Origin of the sequence: Acidiplasma aeolicum, assembly GCF_001402945.1 — an archaeon.
Taxonomy (GTDB): domain Archaea; phylum Thermoplasmatota; class Thermoplasmata; order Thermoplasmatales; family Thermoplasmataceae; genus Acidiplasma; species Acidiplasma aeolicum.
Genome location: NZ_LKBG01000154.1, coordinates 1 through 1,082 on the forward strand (window position 1 = coordinate 1; position 1,082 = coordinate 1,082).

General features: G+C 27.8%; 1 protein-coding gene. It reads right to left on the bottom strand.

The genetic code is table 11. The features are described from left to right. Window positions 1-38: 38 nt before the first annotated feature. The gene (locus AOG54_RS03850; RefSeq protein WP_055032448.1) at window positions 39-1,061 is read right to left on the bottom strand and encodes an amidohydrolase family protein; all 1,023 of its coding nucleotides are present in this window, start codon (window positions 1,059-1,061) and stop codon (window positions 39-41) included. Window positions 1,062-1,082 lie beyond the last annotated feature (21 nt).

A 1,082-nucleotide genomic window follows, 5' to 3' on the forward strand; every position in this document is an offset into this window, starting at 1 on the left:
ATGGAGCATAAGTTTATAGAGGTTTTAATAGCCCCAGATTATGATGGTGATGCCCATTGCAAATAATTTGGTTGCGCCGAAATTATTGTGTTATCATTTATCATATCTATAAGCGGGTCTTCAATCAATTCAAAATGCTCTATTGAATTTCTTATATACTGTGGGCTTTTAAGAAGGGCAAATAAAGTTTCTTTTATGGCGATTTCTCCTATTGCATGGACAACAACGGGAATATTTATATCCCAATACTTCTTAGAAAGGTTGTATAACTGATTTGAGGTCATTTTTAAATTTTTATAATCTTCATGTGCAGCTGTTTTTGCACCAATGGAACCATCCATAAATATTTTTATTCCGGCATCTCTATTATTTTTACCAAAGCCTTCAAAATAGAAATTATCATATAGAGCTTTATATATATTTAATGGGGTTTTTATCTTTTTATATGCATTATATGTTTTTAAATCAACTATGTCCCTCAAAGAGGTTATACCTAAAGACAATGCTTTTTTAATTGAAATGTTTAATGCATTTATAATTTCCTCTTCTGATGGGAGTGTTAAATAATCTATTTTTCTTAATAATTCTTCGTTTATAATACCATCTTTTGAATCTATATTTAATAATTTCAATGCTGCAGTATTTAATGATGCCATATGCAAATCTTTCCTAAAAAGTATGACAGGCAAATTTGTTACATCGAGATCGTTTTTTTTAATATATTCGTGGTTTTTCCATAATGATTCATCCCATCCATAGCCTATAATAATTTTTTCTTTGGTATATAATGATCTCTTATATACTATCTCAATTACTTTATTTATATCAGTTACGTTTTCCAGATTAAGTCTTATTTCTTGCAATCCAGATATAAGCATATGTGTATGTGCATCAAAAAATCCAGGAATGACATATTTACCATCTAAATCATATAAATCTTTATAGGATTCATTTTGTTTAGGGTGCAATGATGTTATTTTCCCATCTTTAATTCCAATAGAATCTATAAAACCATCTTCTGTTAATATATTACCATTAATTATTTTCAAATCATATTGCATTTTAATATAATCTTAAAGATC

Bases quoted from the DNA above. Each gene is read 5' to 3' on its own strand.
- AOG54_RS03850 (WP_055032448.1), bottom strand. From the start codon at position 1,061: ATGCAATATGATTTGAAAATAATTAATGGTAATATATTAACAGAAGAT.